Genomic DNA, 15986 nt, shown 5'->3' with positions numbered 1-15986 from the left:
GAGGTTTAAGGGAGATCAGTCAGAGCGACCTTTACCCTTATAGTAACCAAAGAAGTATCCTATCACAACTGCACCGATAGCTGCCTGCAGTGCGAACAGGAGACTTTCAGTTTCCCCACCTGGAGGTTCAAATCCCATGTTACCGACCCAGGGCTCATAACCACCCGTTACATCAGTGATAACGCCCTCGGCAGCACCGTCTGCGCCCCCGAACTCAGAACCCGGGTTTACAGCCATCCCGTAGAAAAAGGATGCCACAAAGAATAAAGCAATCACAGCGAATATGATCTCACCTTTGCCGATCTTCATGCAGAAACCCCCTTGATCTTGTTAACAGTTTCCTGAGAGATTACTTTCAATTCCACAAGGGCATCGCTCTTGACCTGTATAATGTACTTGAATATCAATGCAGTCAAAGCACCTTCCATTATAGCCAGCGGTACCTGCGTGGTGGCAAATATCGCCAAAAAGGCCTGGAGAGATCCCACAAATCCGCCAGCCTGTGACGGGAATGCCAGGGCAAGCTGGGTGGATGTTACTACATAGGTAATCCAATCCGCAAAGGTAGCCGCAAAGAAAACCACCACATAGAAATTGATATTGGCCTTCATACCTGCTTTATAGATCAAATATGCAGCTAGCGGACCAATAATACCCATTGAAGCCACATTTGCCCCGAGGGTTGTCAATCCGCCATGCGCCAGGAAAAGAGCCTGGTACAACAGTACGATTACACCCAGTACCGCTGTGACTGCCGGGCCAAACATTATAGCGGCCATTCCCGTTCCCGTTGGGTGGGACGAACTACCCGTTACAGAGGGTAATTTCAGGGAAGACAGGACGAATATGAACGCGCCTGCTACTGCAAGTAAAGGCAGGAGATCACGTCTTTCAGAGACTAATTTGTTGAGGCGATACATACCGAACATTATAACCGGAATAGAGAATACAAACCACAATTGCCACCAGGGGGAGGGCAGAAATCCTTCGAATATATGCATATTATATCACTCCTAATTGCAACATTTTACAAGTAAACTTAACTAAACAACATATTAGTTGATAGATTCCATAGAGAATTTATTGTATAAATATCTTGTTGCTTAGTAAACCAAACTTGATTACAACTCGAAACAAAGACCTACCAGTTAGTTAAAATTTTTAAACAATAAAAATAAAGCAAAATTGCTGGATTCTTATCTGACAACCAGCAGGCAGTAAAGAGTCGATTGGGCCACCGGGGGATTGGCAACTGTGCCTTCAATTATACTTTCCTCAGGATAGCCCAGTTTTTCACAGACGTATATCCTGGCGTGCACTCCCATTTCTTCTAGGATTTTGGCAACTTCCAAGGACCCGAAAGTATCTGCAGGAAGCAGGAGAACATTCTTCCCCAGTTTGATTTCAGCAACAAAAGCCTCTCTTGCAGGATGGGGATCTCTGCCATGAGCCGTTATCACCGCCAGCCCGTTCATACTCGTTTTAGTCCTGGCACAGGCAACCTGCATAGAGGATATACCCGGAATTATGCTGTCCCCTTCTCCGGCAAACTTGCCAAGGCCTGAAAACATAGGATCTCCAGTGGAAAGCACTACAGCATCTTCGCCCAGCAGGTGCAGGTTCCTGTAATCCGTTATCTTCTTTGCCTCTCCCTTTATATAAGAACCAGCAAGCTGAAGGGACCGGGGAGAACCATACACCTCAGCTGCAGTTTCGATTGTCTCGATGCCCTGTTCTGTGAGCATTCCGGGCCCCACTCCCACACCCACAACTATCATTTCTTTTCCCCGCTATCCATAAGCACAGTACCGTCACGCTCAACGATCACAACACGGGCACCCTTTGCCTTTTCCACGGTTTTTTCAAAGGCCCTGCGCAGGTGCTGTCCTTCAGGTTCCATCTCCACCATTTCGGCAACCGTAGCAAAACCCGTACCCTCAAGTACATCCGGGTCACCCCATTTTATGATAAGCCCTGGCAGGCCACAGATTATGACATCACCGGTTGCAGCCTCGAGTGCTTCGGAAATGCGGCTGCCTGCAAGTACAACCGTGTAATCGGGAAACAGCATTGTGGAATAACGAATACCTATGCGGCCGGTTGTGAGGACTACTTTATCAGAACACCGAATCAAATCACCTTTCATTTCCCCGAGATGATCATTCCAGGGTTCTACAAACCCCGTGGTACCCAGAATGGAAATACCTTCCTCCACGCCGATAGTGGAATTTAAGGTCTGTCGTGCTATTTCTTCTCCTGCGGGCAGGGATATTTCCACTTCCGCACCCTTAAGACCCAGTTGTTCAACAGCTTCAAAAACGGCCATCTTTATTTGCTGCAGGGGTTTGGGATTGATAGCAGGATGTCCTTTTTTAACCTGCAGGCCTCCACGTGTTACTGTGCCTATACCCTCACCTGCATTAATTATAATTGACTCTGCTTCACGGGCATTGCCTACAAACTCAAGTCCCCGGGTAATATCGGACTCATGGTCATTACTGACCTTGGTCACCATCGCATAACCCTTGTCCATTTCCTTCACATCAATATATGCACGCAGGCCCACAGGAGTTGGTATGGAAACCGTCTTAACCTGCTCTTGCAGGGAAAGCACAGCCGCTTTGGCAGCCGCAGCCGCAGTTGTCCCGGTGGTATAACCCCTTTTGAGAACTGAACCGTCACTTAAAACTACGAGCCTTCCGTTCTTTATACCCTCCACGAGTTCCTCACGTGGCATGGCCGCCTTTTCAAGCCACTCTTCGGGAATTTTGGATTTATTTACAGGATCGATCATTGTCATTTACTCCATCTGTAAAGTTATAAAATTAGCGTTATACACCAGTACGCTTGAACATCTTATCAAGTTCTGCTTTCCCCAGGGTTATCATTGTGGGTCTGCCATGGGGACATGTATAGGGATTCTCGGTCTGTTCAAGCTGGTCAAGCAAATTTTGCATCTGTTCCGTATTACAGGGTGCTCCTGCCTTTATGGCACTCCTGCAGGCCATTGTTTTGCATAACATGTCTTCCATGCCCTTCTTCTCCTTTACCCTGCCCTGGGCAAAGAGATCGGCCAGTATATCATGCACAACCGAAGGATCCTCTATCTTCCCCATCACAGTAGGAACGGTTGTTATCACATAGGTCTGCGTACCGAATTCTGACAGGGAAAATCCCAGGTCTTCCAGATAGGGTATGTATTCTTCCAGTAACACTTTTTCCCTGGTGGTCAGATCGACTGTCACAGGAGAGATCAGTTCCTGCCAGTCATGTTTTACCCTCCTGGATATCTGTTCATACATTATTCGCTCATGTGCAGCATGTTGATCTATCAGCAAAAGTCCCTCATCGGTTTCGGCTACTATATAGAGCTCATTGACCTGCCCCAGGATACGTGCATCTGATACACCCGATCCCGCCCTTTCTGGTTGAACTTTTTCTTCTGCAAGAATTCTTTCAGAACGCTTGAGCCGCCGCTGGGTATCTCTTGGAGGGGGAGTGTAATTCGGGGTACTCTCCCGGATAACAGGAGATTCAGAAGATACGGATTCCTTTGAAGCTGGTTTCCCAGGAGAGGCCAGGGATGCCTGCATGGTCATTGTAGGGGACGGCTTTGCCTCGGGTACCAGTTTTTCCTGTTTCAGCGCCTGCTCCACAGCACTTGATATACCATCCATTATTTCATTTTCCCTGCTCAGCCTGACATAACGTTTTGCCGGATGGACATTGACATCCACCTCTTCCAGATTGATCTTCACATTAAGTACCGCGGCAGGATAGCGACCTTTGGGCAGCATGGTATAATATCCCAGCCTCACGGCATTACTGATAGCAGGGGACGATATATTCCTTCCATTAACGAAAAAATAATTCATCTCACGATTGCTGCGGTAATATCCCGGTTTTGAGATATATCCCCAAAGAGATAGCAGATCATCCTTGTATTCCAGGGGTATCAACTGTCTTGCAACATCTGCTCCCAGCACCTGTACCATCCTGTCAAACAGTTCACCTTTCCCGCAACGCAGCACCACCTTGCCCTCATTTAGCAAAGTAAAGGAGACCTCCGGGTTACCAAGCGCCTGCCGGGTTACTGTATCAGTTATATGGGAAAGTTCGGTTCTTTTGCTCTTGAGATACTTGCGCCTGGCCGGTGTATTATAGAACAGGTCCCGTACCTCTACACGTGTACCCACAGAAGAACCTGTATCTGTTGTCTCCCCGACAGAGCCTCCTTCAACTCTTACTTTTACAGCCGAAAGGCAATCCGCAGTTCTGCTGATAAGTTCTACTCTGGAAACAGCCGCAATGGAAGAGAGTGCCTCACCCCTGAAACCCAGGGTAATTATCCTGTGCAGGTCATCCTTACTTTCGATCTTGCTTGTGGAATGTTTGGTAAAGGCCACCGGGGCTTCGTCCCGACCTATCCCGCTGCCGTCATCTATCACGGTGATGCTTTTGGATCCAGCCCCCTCTATTTCCACTCGAATATCCGATGCTCCTGCATCCAGAGAGTTATCTATCAATTCCTTGACAACAGAGGCAGGTCTTTCTATAACCTCTCCTGCAGCTATCTGGTTGATTGTGGCCTCATCAAGTAAATGGATATGCTCCGGCTTTCCCATAATCAACTCTCCTTCAGTTTTTTCTGTATAGCCTGCAGTCTGTTCAGGGCTTCCATTGGAGTAAGGTTATTGAGATCCAGGTCCCTTATTTCCTCTGCAACCGGATCAAAATCCCTCTCACCACCCTTTTCCGGGTCTACCAGCAGGAGCTGGGTATATTTGGCACCACTCTTGCGTTTCCTGGAACCCTCACTTTCCCTGCTGATCACACTCTCACTTTCAATATCTTCCAGGATCGACTGCGCTCTTTTAGTCACCTTATGAGGAACACCTGCAAGTCTGGCCACATGGATACCATAACTTTTGTCAGTGGCACCGGGCACGATCTTGCGTAAAAACACCAGGTCATCTCCGTTTTCCTTGACCGCTATATGATAATTCTTAACCCTCTTGAGCGAATCAGCGATCTCGGTCAGCTGGTGATAATGAGTAGCAAAAAGGGAGCGTACTCCCTGACGTCCCTTGTTATGGATATACTCCACTACGGCCTTGGCTATGCTGTAGCCGTCATAGGTGCTGGTCCCCCTGCCGATCTCATCCAGCAGCACCAGGCTTTTCGGCGTGGAATTATTCAGGATATTGGCAAGTTCCACCATTTCCACCATGAAGGTACTCTGCCCGCTTGCCAGATCATCAAAAGCCCCCACACGGGTGAATATCCTGTCCACGATACCCACCGATGCATGGGAAGCAGGTACGAAGGATCCCGCCTGGGCCATTATGACGATCAGGGCAACCTGTCTCATGTAGGTGGATTTACCCGCCATATTGGGCCCGGTTATAAGGAGGAACTGCTCATCAGAACAATCCATTTCCACGTCATTGGGAATGAAACCCCCATCAACCGATTTTTCCACAACAGGGTGCCTGCCTTCCCGTATCAGTATCCTGCAGTCATCGGTAATGGAAGGACGCACATAATTATTGTTCACCGCAACCTCTGCCAGAGAGGCCAAAACGTCCAGCTCTCCCAGCAGGACTGCCATCTCCTGCAGCTGTTTCGAGTGATTTGCTACCACCGAGATAACTTCATTGAACAATTCATATTCCAGTGCCACCCTTTTTTCATCGGCAGACAGGATTCTGCCTTCCCAGTCCTTGAGCTGTGGGGTGTAAAAACGCTCCGCATTGGTCATGGTCTGTTTGCGGATGTAATCATCAGGCACCTGGGGAATATTGGGCTTGGTAACCTCCAGATAATAACCTATCACCCTGTTGTAGCCTACCTTGAGGGATTTGATCCCGGTCCTGTCCCTCTCCTTCTGCTGGAATAAGGCAATCCAGGATTTGGCATTACTGGAGGTTTCTTTGAGTTCATCCAGTTCCTCACTGTAGCCGGGTTTGATAAGCCCGCCTTCCCGTACAGAAAGGGGGGGTTCCTCCACTATAGCCCGCTCGATAAGCCCGGTGAGAGTATCTATTTCCCTGAAATCCTCCATTCCCTGCACTATCCGGGCAAGCATTGTCTTATGTTCCCCTTTCAGGGTTTCCAGGAGAGATGGCACCGCCTGCAGGGATTTTTTGAGGCCAATAAGGTCCCTGGCATTGGAGTTACCATAAACTACTCTGCCCACAAGTCTCTCCACATCTTTCACATAGGAGATATGGGAGCGCACATCAAATCTCAACAGGGTGTTATCAGCCAATTCCTCCACGGCATCCAGCCGCTTATTTATATGAGTGACATCAAGCAGGGGTTTGAGGACCCATTTCTGAAGCAGACGGCTGCCCATAGGTGTTTTGGTCTCATCCAGTACCTGGAGAATAGTGGTATCTTTTCCCTCTCCCCTGACATTTTTCACAACCTCCAGATTGCGCAGTGTAATGGAATCCAGTATCATGAATTCGGAGGATGAATAGGTATGGAGGGATTGGACATGGTTTAATTCACGCATCTGGGTTTCCAGGGCATATTCCAGGGCACAGCTGGCCGCAATCTTTGCAAAGGCAAGCTCAGAACAACCCATCCCTTCCAGAGTGGAGATGCCCAGATGTTCGCATAAATGCCTGTCCGCATAGGCCGGTTCCGTGGAAGCAGCATCAAATTCATTGGTGGAGAGCTTCAACTCTGCCAATCTGCTTTGCAATTCCTCATTTTCCCTTAATTGGGGAAAGACAATACATTCGGCAGGTCGCATCCTTGCCACCTCTCCCGCAATCCCGTCAAAGGGAGGTTGATCGTTGATCTGGGTAGTCAGGAATTCTCCTGTGGATACATCCAAAAAGGCCACACCAAAATCCTGACCCCTGCCGACAATTGCCATCAGGTAATTGTTCGAGGGATCAGAAAGCATGGAAGAATCGATAACTGTGCCGGGGGTGACCACCCTCACCACTCCCCGTTTGACAACTCCTTTAGCCTTTTTGGGATCTTCAAGCTGTTCACATACAGCAACCTTATAACCTTTCCTGACCAGTCTGGGCAGGTAATTATCCACCGCATGATAGGGAATTCCTGCCAGTGGCATTTTTTCCCCGTCCTTTCCCTTTCCGCGGGTTGTGAGAGTGATGTCAAGTTCCTGTGCGATGGTCTTTGCATCCTCCCCGAAGGATTCATAGAAATCTCCCATACGGAAAAATATCAGGGAATCGGGATGTTGCTTCTTGGCAGCATAATACTGTTGCATCGCAGGTGTAATCTTGCTCATTGGTAATCTATCCGGCAAACGTGTAACACAGATTTGGTCTTACACTATAAGCCTCTTTTTCATAAGGTTTATTGACAGCAGGAAAACCAGCAGGGTTGCCCCCAGCATCCAGGCGATGTTCAGTAGCAGGGAAGCCTCTATAATTCCACTCATCAGCGACCTGACAACGATTACTATATGAGCCAGGGGCAGGATTGCCAGGGCTATGTACTGTACCGTCTCCGGAAGCAGGGATAGCGGGAAAAAGGTACCGCTGAAAAGGAACATGGGTGTAATCAGCAGGATGGAAGGGTAAGTCAGGGAATTGATATTGGGAGTGATTGCCGTAAAACACATGGCAATACAGGAAAACATCAACCCTGCCAGAAAGGCAAAGGGGATTACCAGCAGGGAATGCGGATAGACAGCCAGGCCAAAGATTGACAGGATGGGCAGGATAATACTGGCATTGATCACACCCCGCGTCGCTCCCCAGAGTAGTTCTCCGGCTATCACTTCATCTATGTTCAGGGGAGTTGCAATAATGGCATCAAAGGTTTTCTGGTAATACATTCGCACATAGGAGCCAAAGGTACATTCATAAAAACCGGCAAACATCATGGAAACCGATATCAGTGCAGGGGCAATGAACTTTGTATAGGGTACACCTTCGATTTCATTGATGTAATTACCCAGTCCAAATCCCAGGGCAAACAGGTACAGGATGGGTTCCACCAGGGGTGGGAGGAAATTCACCGTCAAGGTGGTCATGAACACATCCCTGTTGCGCATCCAGACTTTCAGGACACGCGGGGTAATATCCGGCAGGGCAAAATACGACATCATTCCCGCAACTTCCTCCCTGTAAGTTTAAGGAATACGTCCTCCAGTGTTGCAGCCCTTGCGGTAATCTTACCCAGCCTGCATTCATTAAAAAGATGTTCAGTAATGCCATGAGGATCATTGGTATATATCTGGACCATATCCCCCGTTTTTTCATACCTTGTGTTGCTGTTCTCAAGACAGGCTATCACTTCAGGAGTATTTTCAGCTTCTACTATATCCGTACCAATATACTCTTTTATTATCGATGACGGACTACCTTCCACAAGAATATTGCCATAATCCATTATAACCAGCCTGTCACACAGCTGGGCGGCCTCTTCCAGGTAATGGGTAGTCATTACAATGGTAACTCCCTGCCTTTTGAGACTGCGCAGTTTTTCCCACATCACATGCCTGGACTGGGGATCCAGGCCAACCGTGGGTTCATCCAGGATCAGTACCCGGGGTTCATTCACAAGCGCCCTGGCAAGAATAAGTCGCCGTTTCATACCACCGGAGAGAAGATCGGTCATTGTATCCTTTTTTTCATTGAGTTGCACAAAATCCAGTAATTCATTAACCCTTTTTTCAGCTTTTCTTTTTGGGATATCAAAGTAACGTGAATATACATAGAGATTCTTGTAAACGGAAAAATCTATGTCCAGATTGTTTTCCTGAGGTACAACTCCCATTAAATTTTTAATTTTGCGCTGGTCACGTGTTACATCCATACCGAAAACTCTGAGACTGCCTCCGCTGGGAGGAGATACACATTGTATAATCCGCATTGCAGTAGTCTTACCGGCTCCGTTGGGTCCCAGAAAACCGAACAGTTCACCTTTATTTACCTCAAAACTGACATCATCAACAGCCACAAAGGTCCCAAAATTTTTGTGTAGATTTTTTGCAACAATTACAGGTTCAATAGGCCATCACCACATCATCCATGATCAACTGAAATAAGATTTATTAATATTTTATTTTTTCCAGAAAGCGGAAGTAAGCATTACCATCACTGTAAATACTTCCAATCTGCCAATCCACATATTCAACACAAGCAATAATTTACCCATAAACGGCAACAGGTCATAATTTGCCATTGGTCCAAAAAGGTTGAAAGCCGGCCCAATGTTACCCAGTGTTGCTATGGATGCACTCAATGAACTAAACACATCCATTCCCATCATCGAAAGCAAACCAGAGCTTATGAAAAAAAGGAGGAAATAAATTATAACAAACGATACAATGGAATGCATTACATCGTCAGGCACTGCTTTTCCATTGAAACGAATTATTCGAACAGCTTTTGGGTGAACAGCTTTGAAAAGCTCCCTGTTTGCATACCTTAAAAGAAGCATGGTACGCACAATCTTAATTCCACCCCCGGTTGAGCCGGCACATCCGCCAAAAAACATCACTATAAATAAAATCATCCTACCTGAATCTGCCCATTGGTTAAAATCAACAGTTGCGTATCCGGTAGTTGTTAAAATAGATAGTATCTGAAATAAAGAATACCTGAAAGAAGTACCCAGACCATAGATATGGTCTTTGAAAAGAAGAAGGGTAAGACTTAAAGTCGCAATTGCAACAATCAATGTATAAAATTTAAATTCATCGTCTTTTATCAGACTGCCTTTATCCACATAGAACATTCTGTAATGCAGTGCAAAATTTGCACCTGCAAGGAACATAAAGAAGCATATTATACTTTCCACAAGTGGACTATTAAAAGCAGCTATACTATCTGCGTAAGGTGAAAAACCCCCACAGGCCATGGTAGTAAAAGTGTGAGTAACAGCGTCATACAGGTTTAGTCCGGCAAGGTAGAGTGCTACACATTCTACAAAGGAAATAGCCACATATACCATCCATAGGATTTTTGCGGTCTCTCTAATGCGAGGACGCAATTTATCTTCCTGGGGACCAGGTACTTCAGCCCTGAACATTTGCCTGCCGGCAATACCCAATTTTGGAAGAATGGCTATAAACAACATAATTATACCCATTCCACCAAGCCACTGGGTCATAGACCTCCAGAATAAAAGGCCTCTACTATGGCTTTCAATATCCACCATCACCGTAGCTCCGGTAGTAGTAAAGCCAGACATGGATTCAAAAAAAGCATTGATTGGGGTCATTCCTTCAAGAACAAAGGGTATTGCACCGAAAATTGCTGCTGCCAGCCACCCAAAAGCAACAATCATGAAACCTTCCTTAAGATCCCAGTCTTCTTTTGAAGGCTCTATCCTGAAAGCAAATACCGTGCCTGCTACCATTGTTATCGTAAAGGCTATAGCGAAGTTCTGGGGAGATTCACCATAATACATACCTACAAAAAGAGGTATGAGCATCAATAATCCAAGAAGCCATAGTAAAGTACCCAGAACACCCATCACAACTTTGAATTTCATGCAAACACCTTACTTGAACAGTTTTTTCTACACCTGGAAGCACAGAAGGTATAGAAAATGCAAGAATATGATCCCTTTCTTTTACCTTGTAATTTCCATGGAGAACAATAGTTAAGTACTTATTAATAACCATGGTCGCAATTGAATCTTCCGGAAAGTTCAAATCTTTGAGAAACTTGCCATTTATTTGTTATTCCATAATGGCTATTTTTATCCATTATCTTACTATTAATATCACTCATATGAAATTTCCAATCACTTTCCTTACCTCAGTCGTACTAAAAAATAATATTAATCTTTAATTGAGATAAATTTACTTATAAGGGCATGTTCAGTAATTTCATCCTGAAAAAGTAATATGGCTTTCTGATAGCTTCATGAGGAGACAAAAAAGAAAGGAGACAATAGCCTGAGAGCAAAGCTATCAAAAAATAAGCACAAATTTCAGAAAATTCACCTAGGAAACAGGCGAATAGAGAATAGATGGATTATTTTATAGAGGTTCTGAAAATTTAATGATAATAAAATTTCTCAAAAAATAACTATTTGCTACAGAACGCGCAACCTTTATCTCAAATCTTCTTCTAAACCTAATATGGGTTTGGTGTTTGAGATGGGTTATAAAAAAATATTAGCTACAGCCATAGTCATCGCTTTCCTTTTTGCAGGGGGCTGTACTGAACAGGAAAGCACTGATAACGGCACTATTGAGTGGAGGGATACGGAACTTACCGATGTAACTACAGGTGAGACGTTCAGAATCAGTGATTTTGAAGGCAAAAATATACTGGTTGAAAGTTTTGCAGTATGGTGTCCTACCTGCCTGGAGCAGCAAAAAGAAATGCAGGTACTCAGGGAAATGGAGGGTACAGAAGCAATCCACATATCCCTGAATACCGATCCAAACGAGGATGCGGAAAAAGTCCGGGAACATGTCGAAAGGAACAGTTTTGACTGGTATTTTGCAGTAGCTCCCAATGAATTTACCCAAGCCCTCATCGACGAATTCGGTATCAATGTTGTCAATGCACCGGGTGCACCTGTTGTCCTGATATGTGAAGACCAGTCTGCACGCCTGCTGTCTGGAAATGTCAAATCAGCAGAAGTGCTTGAGAAGGAAATCAGGGAAGGATGTTAAATGGCCTCTCTTATCCCTTTCCTTGTCGACCTTTCGGTTTCTTTCGGACTGGGCCTGCTTACTCCTTTGACAGCGGTTTGTGTGCTTCCCCTCTATCCGGCTTTTCTGGCCTACCTTTCCAACCAGATGGCAGGCCAGGAGGAAAACCGCAGGCTGCCCATCATATTCGGATTATTGATAACTGCAGGTGCAATCCTTTTTATGGGCTTGCTGGGACTGGTTTTTACAACCGTGTTGCAGGTATCCCTGACAAAAATCATCGGGATTGTGTCCCCTATTGCCTTTGGGGTACTGTTTGTGATCAGTCTTCTCCTGATAACTGATTACGATATAGGCAGTTTTCTGCCCAGAAAAAACCTCACCGGTAACAGAGATCCCCTAATTAGCGCTTTTTTATACGGTTTCTTTTTCGGAGCCATTGTCGTGCCCTGCAATCCCCTGTTCATTGCAGCCCTGTTCACCAAAACTCTTCTTGTAATTGATTTTGTACAGAACATTTTAAATTTCATAGCCTTCGGACTGGGACTGGGATTTCCTTTACTTGTGTTCTCCGCGATATCCTCGGCCCAAAGCAGGATAATAATTGGCTTTTTGCTCAAACATAAAAGAAAGATCAATTTTGCCACAGGCATGATTATGCTGGTTATCTCACTGTACTACTTGCTGTTCGTTTTCAGGATATTTGAGGGATTGGTATGAAACCACTGCTTATATGCATCATAGCAATTGCTGTGTGTTGTCTGGTGGCTACCGGCACCGCTGAAGAAGAAAGAGGAATCGAAAAAATACCCGAACTCACTGAAATGGAGGAGGAGCAGGGCATAATGGTCACCGAAAGGGGGGTGAAGTATATTGTCGACCCTGAAAAGATTGTCTCCGGAGGACCACCTATGGATGGTATCCCTTCCATTGATGACCCGAAATTTACAACCGTTGAAAAGGCCGATGAATGGATCGAAGATAACGAATTGGTATTGGGACTTATCCATAACGGTACAAAACGGGTCTACCCGTTACAGGTAATGGTTTGGCATGAAATTGTCAATGACAAGATAAAAGGTGAACCCATACTTGTTACCTACTGTCCACTTTGCGGCTCGGGAATTGCCTATGAGAGAACCATCAACGATGAAGAGGTGGAATTCGGGACCAGCGGGAAATTGTATAATTCCAACCTTGTGATGTATGACCGCAAAACGAATTCGTACTGGACCCAGATAGACGGATTGGCTGTGGTAGGTGAGCTGACAGGAACCGAGCTTGTTCCGCTGTCGATTGATACTGTTGTCTGGAGAGACTGGAAGGCCAATCATCCGGACTCGGAAGTCCTGAGCAAGGATACCGGTTTTGACCGGCCCTATGGTAATGACCCCTACGGAAATTACTATGAGGACAGTTACTTGATATTCCCGGTGGAAAACAGCGATGATCGCATTCATCCTAAAACGGTTGTTTTTGGCATTGAGATTAATGGGACCTTCAAAGCCTACCGTGAGGAGGACCTTATCAAACAGCCAATCATCGAAGATACAGTCAACGGAAACAATCTCAAGGTGGAGAGGGATGATGCTGGTATTGTAACCATTACCAATCTCGATACCGGGGAAGAGATTGTCAAGGAAAGAAACTTCTGGTTCTCCTGGTATGCCTTCCACCCGGATACGCAATTGTATCTGCCTGAAGGCGAAGAACTTCCACCTGAAGAAGATAGCCCGGAAGTACCTCTGGGAAATATAGTTGCATTAGCATCCCTGATAGCAGCATTCCTGATGTTGCAGTGGAAAAGAAGGTGAATAAAAAAGCCAAATTTGGTATTTGGTGGGACCGCGGAGATTTGAACTCCAGTCGCAAGACCCCCAGCCTTGCAGGATGGACCAGGCTACCCTACGGTCCCACGGGGATTGGTTCTAATAGGAAGTTTCCCTATATCACTTTTTCTGCTGGGCTACCCATTCCTTATAGACTTCTGTGATCTGGCCACCTTCCAGGAAAACACATCCATGCAACTGGGCATAGGTCCTGGCATCTTCTTTTGAAAGGGCTTTGCCATTGGTATCATCCAGCATTTCACAGACTACCATGACGGGTGTTATACCGGCCATCTCTGCAAGAGCAACCGAGAGCTCGGTCTGGCCCCGGCGGTTTTCCACAAGTCCTTCAGCTGCCCTTAGCAATGCAACATGACCCGGTGCACGAAACTCGTCTCCAAAAACTACGGCTTCTCCGTTTCTACCCTTTTCAGAAATCTCAGCCAGCTTGTTTATGGTCAGTGCCCGATCATTGTCCGGAATGCCGGTACGGGTGTCCCTGTGATTGACCCATATGGAAAAGGATGAGCGACTATCATATGCAAGGTCACCGGTCTGCTCCACGGTATTACCAATTGCAGGCCATCTGCCTGCTCCTTCTGACAGCAAATCCGCCATGAAAGGCAGACCCAGCGTCGTACAGACCTCATCGGCCAGGGCAGTACAGATCAGGCCACCTCCATCGCGACGCATCCAGCGTACATCATCAGGAGTAATAGCTGAGGCGGCAATCACAAAATCCGTCTCCCCTTCCCGGCTGTCCGAATCAAATATAAATACCATTTCTCCCCGCTCAACTGCCTCAACACCCTTTTTCACTTCAGGATCTGAAAATTTTAAATTGTCCATACTAAATTACCTCCAATCAATAATCAACAGTAACCTCAACCTCATCTCCGTCCTTCAAATCAAGTTCATCACGCAATTTCACGGGGGAAATTATCTCCAGCAGATCAGCCGGATAATGGGTCCTGTCTGGAACCACTACTGCTGCCTCAAAGCCCTCAACTTTCACACAGAAACAATGACATGCACCGAAAGTACGCTCTCCGCTTGTGAAACCGGAGATTGGAATCACAGCACTTTCTGCAAGTTTATCCCTGAATTTCAGGCTAAGGTCATCCAGATGCACATTGAGAGTCCCTGGATAAGGAGCAAACCCGAGTTTGTCCCCGAACTGGCGCTGGTAGCCCTCCTGACCAATATAGTAGTGACCTTCACCAAGCCCGCTTACAATATGTCCCCGCAGATGAATCGGGTTTTTCTCGACAATTTTGGTGAATATATGCCTGTAATCCTCGTATTCCTTTTTTAGCAACTGCCGGCCAGCAGCCGAGAGCAGCACTTCCTGTCCGCCAGGCACAATACGTCTCTCAATATAACCTTCATCTTCCAGGGATTTGAGAATCCTGGCTGAAGTCTTGGAACTGGTCGCCATGTATTCGGCAAACTCAGCTGAGGATAATTTAACCGGATGATTCAACCCACCCAGAAGGCCCAGTTCTTTCAGTGCTGGAATTAGATGCATGTGAAATACTCCGTCTCAAAAATGAGACGTATCTCATATCTGGCTGATCGTTAATAAATGTTCGGCTGCCAGTGGAGTAAATTATAACCATCGGGAAAACCATGAGAAGTTAGGGAGAGGAATGTCCAGAGGATAGCCATGAAAAAATACAATCCATATGAGAACAGGCCCTCTCATGCAGGCTGGAGAAGAGACCTGTATGATATAATCTTCGAGGCTGATACACCTCTTGGAAAGGCCTTCGATATAGCACTTATAGTTGCCATCCTGGGAAGTGTTGTCATTGTAATGCTGGACAGCGTGGAATCCATAGCCACTGTTCATCATGATAGCCTCTACATGCTGGAATGGGATTTCACCATTCTTTTTACCATCGAGTATATTCTGCGGCTTATTTGTGTCAGGGACAAAAAAAGGTATGCAACCAGCTTTTTTGGTGTGATAGATTTGCTGGCAGTACTGCCTACCTACCTGACAATAATCCTGCCCGGAGGGCAATATCTCCTTGTGATACGTATCCTGAGACTGTTGCGGATATTCAGGGTGCTTAAACTCGTGCAGTACCTCTCTGAAGCCGACCTGCTGATACGGGCACTGCAGGAGAGCCAGCGCAAGATTACACTATTCCTGTTCACGGTTTTGAATCTGGTCGTGATACTGGGTTCTGTGATGTATGTGGTTGAGAGTTCCAATCCCCAGTTCACCAGTATTCCCCAGAGCATTTTCTGGGCAATCGTTACCATAACAACGGTAGGTTACGGGGATATTATACCCACCACATTCCTGGGAAAGACCATCGCTTCACTTGTAATGATCATCGGTTATTCTATCATCGCTATACCTACAGGGATAATCACACAATCTATAATCCGGGTTTCCAGAGAGGACGATAAAACAAAAATCGTAGAACAGACAAAAGGCAACATGTTCTCAAAAAAATGTCCGGGTTGTGCTTTTCAGGGACATGACCTGGATGCTGCCTACTGTAAACGTTGCGGGGAAAGACTTGAGGAGGAATGAA

Annotated in this window: 15 protein-coding genes and 1 tRNA gene; 4 read left to right on the top strand and 12 right to left on the bottom strand. The window is 46.1% G+C overall.

Features of this window, described 5'->3' with window-relative positions; translation table 11 throughout:
* Window positions 1–15: 15 nt before the first annotated feature.
* From BHR79_RS03650 to BHR79_RS03610, 9 genes are all read right to left on the bottom strand, one after another.
* Window positions 16–309 (bottom strand): energy-coupling factor ABC transporter substrate-binding protein, encoded by a 294-nt coding sequence (locus tag BHR79_RS03650; RefSeq protein WP_072561110.1) that lies wholly within the window; start codon window positions 307–309, stop codon window positions 16–18.
* A complete protein-coding gene (locus BHR79_RS03645; RefSeq protein WP_072561109.1) occupies window positions 306–1001 on the bottom strand; it encodes an energy-coupling factor ABC transporter permease in 696 nt (231 codons plus the stop codon). Before BHR79_RS03645 ends, BHR79_RS03650 begins: the two co-directional genes overlap by 4 nt.
* A 195-nt stretch (window positions 1002–1196) precedes the next feature.
* Window positions 1197–1778 carry a cobalt-precorrin-7 (C(5))-methyltransferase gene (locus BHR79_RS03640; RefSeq protein WP_072561108.1) on the bottom strand — a complete coding sequence of 194 codons (582 nt, stop codon included), beginning with the start codon at window positions 1776–1778 and terminating at the stop codon, window positions 1197–1199.
* Window positions 1775–2794, bottom strand: a complete 1020-nt coding sequence (locus BHR79_RS03635; RefSeq protein WP_072562284.1) for a cobalt-precorrin-5B (C(1))-methyltransferase — start codon at window positions 2792–2794, stop codon at window positions 1775–1777. The genes BHR79_RS03640 and BHR79_RS03635 overlap by 4 nt, the downstream gene beginning before the upstream one ends.
* Window positions 2795–2831: 37 nt before the next feature.
* Window positions 2832–4625, bottom strand: coding sequence for a DNA mismatch repair endonuclease MutL (gene mutL, locus BHR79_RS03630; protein ID WP_072561107.1), 1794 nt, complete (start codon window positions 4623–4625; stop codon window positions 2832–2834).
* A gap of 2 nt (window positions 4626–4627) precedes the next feature.
* A complete protein-coding gene (gene mutS, locus BHR79_RS03625; RefSeq protein WP_072561106.1) occupies window positions 4628–7273 on the bottom strand; it encodes a DNA mismatch repair protein MutS in 2646 nt (881 codons plus the stop codon).
* 39 nt (window positions 7274–7312) lie between these two features.
* On the bottom strand, window positions 7313–8098 hold the full coding sequence (locus BHR79_RS03620) for an ABC transporter permease (RefSeq protein ID WP_072561105.1): 786 nt from the start codon (window positions 8096–8098) through the stop codon (window positions 7313–7315).
* On the bottom strand, window positions 8095–8952 hold the full coding sequence (locus BHR79_RS03615; RefSeq protein ID WP_072561104.1) for an ABC transporter ATP-binding protein: 858 nt from the start codon (window positions 8950–8952) through the stop codon (window positions 8095–8097). The genes BHR79_RS03620 and BHR79_RS03615 overlap by 4 nt, the downstream gene beginning before the upstream one ends.
* 102 nt (window positions 8953–9054) lie before the next feature.
* Window positions 9055–10491: a TrkH family potassium uptake protein gene (locus BHR79_RS03610; RefSeq protein ID WP_072561103.1), complete on the bottom strand. Its 1437-nt coding sequence runs from the start codon at window positions 10489–10491 to the stop codon at window positions 9055–9057.
* A gap of 595 nt (window positions 10492–11086) precedes the next feature.
* Here BHR79_RS03610 and BHR79_RS03605 point away from each other — a divergent pair.
* The 3 genes from BHR79_RS03605 to BHR79_RS03595 are packed head-to-tail and all read left to right on the top strand — an operon-like array spanning window position 11087 to window position 13422.
* A complete protein-coding gene (locus tag BHR79_RS03605; RefSeq protein WP_083433022.1) occupies window positions 11087–11629 on the top strand; it encodes a TlpA family protein disulfide reductase in 543 nt (180 codons plus the stop codon).
* The gene (locus BHR79_RS03600) at window positions 11630–12328 is read left to right on the top strand and encodes a cytochrome c biogenesis CcdA family protein (RefSeq protein WP_072561101.1); all 699 of its coding nucleotides are present in this window, start codon (window positions 11630–11632) and stop codon (window positions 12326–12328) included.
* Window positions 12325–13422 (top strand): DUF3179 domain-containing protein, encoded by a 1098-nt coding sequence (locus tag BHR79_RS03595; RefSeq protein ID WP_072561100.1) that lies wholly within the window; start codon window positions 12325–12327, stop codon window positions 13420–13422. The genes BHR79_RS03600 and BHR79_RS03595 overlap by 4 nt, the downstream gene beginning before the upstream one ends.
* Window positions 13423–13445: 23 nt before the next feature.
* Here the strand turns inward: BHR79_RS03595 and BHR79_RS03590 are convergent.
* From BHR79_RS03590 to BHR79_RS03580, 3 genes are all read right to left on the bottom strand, one after another.
* Window positions 13446–13523, bottom strand: a tRNA-Pro gene (locus BHR79_RS03590).
* A 34-nt stretch (window positions 13524–13557) separates the two neighbouring features.
* Complete coding sequence (gene ribB, locus BHR79_RS03585) at window positions 13558–14286, bottom strand: 3,4-dihydroxy-2-butanone-4-phosphate synthase (RefSeq protein WP_072561099.1); 729 nt, start codon at window positions 14284–14286, stop codon at window positions 13558–13560.
* Window positions 14287–14302: 16 nt separating this feature from the next.
* Entirely contained in the window at window positions 14303–14965 is a 663-nt protein-coding gene (locus tag BHR79_RS03580) for a winged helix-turn-helix domain-containing protein/riboflavin kinase (RefSeq protein ID WP_072561098.1), read from the bottom strand.
* Window positions 14966–15103: 138 nt separating this feature from the next.
* On the opposite strand from BHR79_RS03580, the gene BHR79_RS03575 reads away from it, so the two are divergent.
* Window positions 15104–15985 (top strand): ion transporter, encoded by an 882-nt coding sequence (locus BHR79_RS03575; protein ID WP_072561097.1) that lies wholly within the window; start codon window positions 15104–15106, stop codon window positions 15983–15985.
* Window position 15986 lies beyond the last annotated feature (1 nt).

This window comes from Methanohalophilus halophilus (genome assembly GCF_001889405.1).
In the GTDB taxonomy this organism is placed as follows: Archaea; Halobacteriota; Methanosarcinia; order Methanosarcinales; family Methanosarcinaceae; genus Methanohalophilus; species Methanohalophilus halophilus.
The sequence above is the reverse complement of the archived record's forward strand: the minus strand, read 5'-3'. Positions and strand labels throughout refer to the sequence as shown.

What these genes read in the sequence shown, in the direction of transcription:
- BHR79_RS03650 (WP_072561110.1), bottom strand. Translation starts at nt 309, where the DNA reads ATGAAGATCGGCAAAGGTGAGATCATATTCGCTGTGATTGCTTTATTC.
- BHR79_RS03645 (WP_072561109.1), bottom strand. Translation starts at nt 1,001, where the DNA reads ATGCATATATTCGAAGGATTTCTGCCCTCCCCCTGGTGGCAATTGTGG.
- BHR79_RS03640 (WP_072561108.1), bottom strand. Translation starts at nt 1,778, where the DNA reads ATGATAGTTGTGGGTGTGGGAGTGGGGCCCGGAATGCTCACAGAACAG.
- BHR79_RS03635 (WP_072562284.1), bottom strand. Translation starts at nt 2,794, where the DNA reads ATGATCGATCCTGTAAATAAATCCAAAATTCCCGAAGAGTGGCTTGAA.
- mutL (WP_072561107.1), bottom strand. Translation starts at nt 4,625, where the DNA reads ATGGGAAAGCCGGAGCATATCCATTTACTTGATGAGGCCACAATCAAC.
- mutS (WP_072561106.1), bottom strand. Translation starts at nt 7,273, where the DNA reads ATGAGCAAGATTACACCTGCGATGCAACAGTATTATGCTGCCAAGAAG.
- BHR79_RS03620 (WP_072561105.1), bottom strand. Translation starts at nt 8,098, where the DNA reads ATGATGTCGTATTTTGCCCTGCCGGATATTACCCCGCGTGTCCTGAAA.
- BHR79_RS03610 (WP_072561103.1), bottom strand. Translation starts at nt 10,491, where the DNA reads ATGAAATTCAAAGTTGTGATGGGTGTTCTGGGTACTTTACTATGGCTT.
- BHR79_RS03605 (WP_083433022.1), top strand. Translation starts at nt 11,087, where the DNA reads ATGGGTTTGGTGTTTGAGATGGGTTATAAAAAAATATTAGCTACAGCC.
- BHR79_RS03600 (WP_072561101.1), top strand. Translation starts at nt 11,630, where the DNA reads ATGGCCTCTCTTATCCCTTTCCTTGTCGACCTTTCGGTTTCTTTCGGA.
- BHR79_RS03595 (WP_072561100.1), top strand. Translation starts at nt 12,325, where the DNA reads ATGAAACCACTGCTTATATGCATCATAGCAATTGCTGTGTGTTGTCTG.
- ribB (WP_072561099.1), bottom strand. Translation starts at nt 14,286, where the DNA reads ATGGACAATTTAAAATTTTCAGATCCTGAAGTGAAAAAGGGTGTTGAG.
- BHR79_RS03580 (WP_072561098.1), bottom strand. Translation starts at nt 14,965, where the DNA reads ATGCATCTAATTCCAGCACTGAAAGAACTGGGCCTTCTGGGTGGGTTG.
- BHR79_RS03575 (WP_072561097.1), top strand. Translation starts at nt 15,104, where the DNA reads ATGAAAAAATACAATCCATATGAGAACAGGCCCTCTCATGCAGGCTGG.